Origin of the sequence: Aquiflexum sp. (assembly GCF_041751335.1) — a bacterium.
Lineage (GTDB): Bacteria > Bacteroidota > Bacteroidia > Cytophagales > Cyclobacteriaceae > Aquiflexum.
This window is the reverse complement of sequence record NZ_JBGSXS010000220.1, coordinates 1-4,349: the sequence shown is the minus strand read 5'-3', so window position 1 is coordinate 4,349 and position 4,349 is coordinate 1. Positions and strand designations below refer to the sequence as shown.

The 4,349-nt window shown below is 38.8% G+C and carries 5 protein-coding genes; 2 read left to right on the top strand and 3 right to left on the bottom strand.

Features of this window, described 5'->3' with window-relative positions; all coding sequences use genetic code 11:
* Positions 1-460: 460 nt before the first annotated feature.
* A complete protein-coding gene (locus ACEW8U_RS11745; RefSeq protein WP_373522234.1) occupies positions 461-1,135 on the top strand; it encodes a hypothetical protein in 675 nt (224 codons plus the stop codon).
* Positions 1,136-1,338: 203 nt separating this feature from the next.
* Positions 1,339-3,228 carry an ABC-F family ATP-binding cassette domain-containing protein gene (locus tag ACEW8U_RS11740; RefSeq protein WP_373522233.1) on the top strand — a complete coding sequence of 630 codons (1,890 nt, stop codon included), beginning with the start codon at positions 1,339-1,341 and terminating at the stop codon, positions 3,226-3,228.
* Between the two features lie 156 nt (positions 3,229-3,384).
* Here ACEW8U_RS11740 and ACEW8U_RS11735 read toward each other — a convergent pair whose 3' ends face one another.
* The 3 genes from ACEW8U_RS11735 to ACEW8U_RS11725 all read right to left on the bottom strand — a co-directional run.
* Positions 3,385-3,834 carry a DUF6036 family nucleotidyltransferase gene (locus tag ACEW8U_RS11735; RefSeq protein WP_373522232.1) on the bottom strand — a complete coding sequence of 150 codons (450 nt, stop codon included), beginning with the start codon at positions 3,832-3,834 and terminating at the stop codon, positions 3,385-3,387.
* Positions 3,831-4,034, bottom strand: coding sequence for a hypothetical protein (locus ACEW8U_RS11730; protein ID WP_373522231.1), 204 nt, complete (start codon positions 4,032-4,034; stop codon positions 3,831-3,833). The genes ACEW8U_RS11735 and ACEW8U_RS11730 overlap by 4 nt, the downstream gene beginning before the upstream one ends.
* Before the next feature lie 93 nt (positions 4,035-4,127).
* A partial coding sequence (locus ACEW8U_RS11725) for a hypothetical protein (RefSeq protein ID WP_373522230.1) occupies positions 4,128-4,349 on the bottom strand: 222 nt, incomplete at its 5' end.

The following is a 4,349-nucleotide window of genomic DNA, read 5'->3' as shown; positions in this document are numbered from 1 at the left end:
CCAATATCCCTGGTGTTTACTTAGCAGGGGTGGTTTGTGGGGGATTAAATACCCGTGAATTTTTTATTGAAAACTCCATTGTACATTCGGAGCAGATTGTGGGGCATATTGTGGGGAAGAAGTAGTGGGGAGAACCGAGAAACGAGAAGTGAGAAGCGAGAAACGAGAAATTAGAGAGAAGAACCAAGATACAAGAGGGCCGTCATTCGGAGTTCCCGACATTTTGAAAATGTTCAGAAATGAAAATGATTTTTAGTTTAGGGACCATTCAAGTATAGTTGAAGGATATCTAAATTTTCAAAAAAGGTTCAATCTTAATTGAAATTGTTACATCACCGAAGTGATCTTTCATGGGTTAAAAGGAATTTTATAAATCCATGATTAGCATTTCAAACTTGGAAAATAAAAATTTAATTTTTAGTTTTAAAAGTACTTGTTCAACAATTACTTTCCAATTTTCATGATGATTAAATTCCATGTAACATTATTAGCCCAGGTAATATTTTTTTTTACCCTTAATAATTCATTTGCACAATACAAGCTTAAAAAGGTCAAGGAATTCCGAATCAATTCCTTGAATTCCATCAATATTGTGGATTATGATCCAAAACAAAAACGCTACCTGGGATTTGAAAAAACCAAGGGCTATGTGGTAATTATATTGGATGAAGAAGGCAAAATTCTACAAAGAAAAAACTTGGAAGGTCAGGGACCCGGACAGTTCAGGACGGCTATGAATTGCCTTGGGTTTTCGGATGAAGATGGGATATGGGTGCTTACACCCAATCAGGTATTGTATTATGATTATGATTTGAATTTTCAAAAACAGAGAAAAATTCATCCTAAAAGCATGTTTTATGTCGATGGATTGACAGAACCAATTTCTTATTTTTATCGGAAGACATTAGGTAATGGCTTGGCATTTATTCCATATCCATCAAATACAAGTCTTTTTGTGAGGCCCCAGGATTTCAAAAATGAAAACCTAATAGAAATCTATGATTCCAAATTGCAGATAAGCTATCATTTAGCTCCTGTGGCAGATAGACCAGTTAGTTCTAAATTGGATAAATCTTTAAACGCCATTTACAAACCTATTTTTCTCTGGACCGAAGAAACGATAAACTTTTTGTGACAGCTAGTTTGGACAATGAAACCACCATTCAGATGCCGCCTTCCGTCGGCATGACAAGGAAAAGGGCTGAGAAGTACATTTACCCATCTTAGTATGTCAATACATTAATTACCCAATTTCCAATCTTCAAATCATTCCCCCTACCCAATTTTAAATTTTAAAATTTTCCAATCTTTCAATTCCCCTTCTCTTATCTTTGCGGCATGAATTACTTATCAGTAGAAAATCTCACCAAGTCTTTCGGTGAGCGCAAACTTTTTCAGAACATTTCTTTCGGAATAGATCAAGGGCAGAAGATTGCCCTCGTCGGTATCAATGGTGCAGGAAAGTCCACATTGATGAAAATCATCATGGGTCTGGAAGTACCTGATTCCGGTAATGTTGCCATCAACCAACAGGTCAAAGTTGCTTATGTACATCAGAATCCTGTTTTTCCTGGTGATCTCAGTGTGTTCCAGACCATCTTTGACGGAAGCACCAATGAGACACTTCAGGTAATAGAACATTATCATAAAGCCATGTTGGATTCCGAGAATGGGAAAGACAATGGCGACGAGATGCAGAAGATTTTTGAGAAAATGGACACGCTACAGGCTTGGGATTTTGAATATCAGATCAACGAGGTCTTGGGCAAGTTAGGACTGCATGACACCGAAATGTCGGTAGGCAATCTCAGCGGGGGACAACGTAAAAGAGTGGCTTTGGCCAAAGCCATATTGGAAAAGCCTGATTTGTTGCTTTTGGATGAACCTACCAACCACCTTGATTTGGAAACCATCGAATGGCTTGAGGATTACCTTTCCAAGGCCAATTTGGCACTTTTCATGGTGACACACGACAGGTATTTCTTGGAAAAAGTCACCAATCAGATTCTGGAACTGGATAATGGTAATATTCACAAGTACATGGGCAACTACGGGTACTTTTTGGAGAAAAAGGAAGAACGAAGAGAAAATGAGGCAACTGAACTGGAAAAAGCAAAGAGCTTGTATAAAAAGGAACTGGACTGGATTCGCCGTCAACCCAAAGCAAGAAGCACCAAGGCCAAATACCGAGTGGATGCTTTTGAAGAAACCAAGGAAAAGGTATTTAATAAAAGAGAGGAAAGAGAAATTGAATTGAAGGTCACTTCCCAAAGGTTGGGGAACAAAATCATAGAAATAGATAAACTGAACAAGTCCTTTGATGACAAAGCACTGATCAAGGACTTCAGCTATACTTTCAAAAAAGGGGATAAGATCGGAATTGTAGGACCCAATGGTGCTGGAAAGACTACTTTTTTGAATATGATCACCGGGATGTTGACTCCTGATAGTGGAAAGGTGTCAATGGGACAAACCACAGCCATTGGCTACTACCGTCAGGAAGAAGATGCCTTTGATGAGGAAAAAAGACTGATAGATATTGTTAAAGATGTGGCCGAAGTGGTCACTGTCGCAGGAGGTGCTACCATCTCAGTTTCCCAGTTTCTCACCAAATTCGGTTTCCCACCAAAACAACAGCATACGCCTGTTGCCAAGCTAAGTGGAGGGGAGAGGCGTAGGCTGCAACTGCTTATGATCCTGATTAAAAGCCCAAACTTCCTGATTCTGGATGAACCCACCAATGATTTGGATATAGTCACCTTGAATACCTTGGAGGAGTTTTTGGACAATTTCCCGGGCTGTCTGATCATTGTATCGCATGACAGGTACTTTATGGACAGATTGGTGGAGCATTTGTTTGTTTTTGAAGGAGAAGGGAAAATCAAGGATTTTCCTGGTAACTATTCTGAATTCAGGGAGTGGGAAAAAGAAGAGAAGGCCAGCAAAAAAGAGGAAAAACCTTTTAAAGAAGCCAAAGTAGAAAAACCTGCTTCTGATCTAGGTAAGCCAAAAGCCAGTTTCAAAGACAAAAAGGAATTTGAAGAAATCAATGCCAAGATGGGATCCTTAAATGCTGAAAAGGAGAAACTGTTTGCCTTAATCACTGCCGGGACTGACGACCATGAAGCCTTGATGGATTGGTCGGCTGCCTTAAAGAAAATCGATGAGGATTTGGAGGAACTGGAATTAAGGTGGTTGGAGTTAAGTGAATTGGAGGGTATGGAGTAGGGGGAACAGTTCTAGACTTAGTCTTGGACTCTCTCAATTTCAGTCTCCAGACTGGAACTGTTATCTCTGGAATAAAAGGTATGATTAAAAGGATTAATAGAGCCAACAGGATTAACTCAGAAATCCGAAGCCACAGGCTTGGGATAACAGTATCCATTAAAGATTGGCCAGATCGTCAAGGTCTTTTGGTCTCATGACTGCTGTTTTGGCCTTTATTAAATCTTCTTTTGAGAGTGTCCTAATTGAAATACCATTTTCAAGAGAAATAATTGAATTCTTAGATGCTTGATCAAAGTCCAATCCTTTTACTGCCAGCATGATATCAATAGCAACTGGGGGCCTTCCGAAAGTATATACATCCCAATCTGGATGATTCATAAAATTTTCTTCAGTCATATCAAAAAGAGGCATACCAAATTCAAAGAAAGCTTTTTGGATTTTCTTGAAATTTGAAACCGACCTTTTTACCCAAATGTCAATATCCCCTGTCGTTCTAGGATATCCATGAAGGATAACTGAAAATCCACCAACTAAAATATACTCAACTTTATTTTTATTGAAGGACTCTAGGAAGTCCAAAAAATCCTTTGGAAAATTCCCGATCATTTCTCTCTACCTCTAGCGTGAAAAACAGTTTTATCCATCTTAGGTGGGTTGTCCAATGAGTAACCATAAGCCAAACTGTTCAGATAGGCAGCAATTTCCAGTAATTCGGCTGTGGATTTTTTTTTATAGATTTCGCCGTAGTGGATTTTTTCGGAGGCGTTTGAAGCTTTGAAGGCATTTCTGTCCAATTTGAATTCCATGGCTTTCTGGTTTTCCTAAATTTAACAACTTTTGTTGTAAGTCAAGATAATTGATTGATATCCATCAAAAAGTCTTCCCCAAAGAAAGTTTTCTTACTTAATAATTAGAATACTCATCTCATACTGCCAGGGACTCACCATTTCCAGCCAACCGGACCATTCCTTCGGATCTTGTTTCAAATATTCTCCTGTAAAAGGATTGAACCAAGTCACATTCACTTTCCCGTTTTTAGGCTTTGGGATGACCACATTTACCCTTTCGGATTCCTTGGGAATCATCATCAGATAATTGCCTTTTTCATCATAAAGTCCATA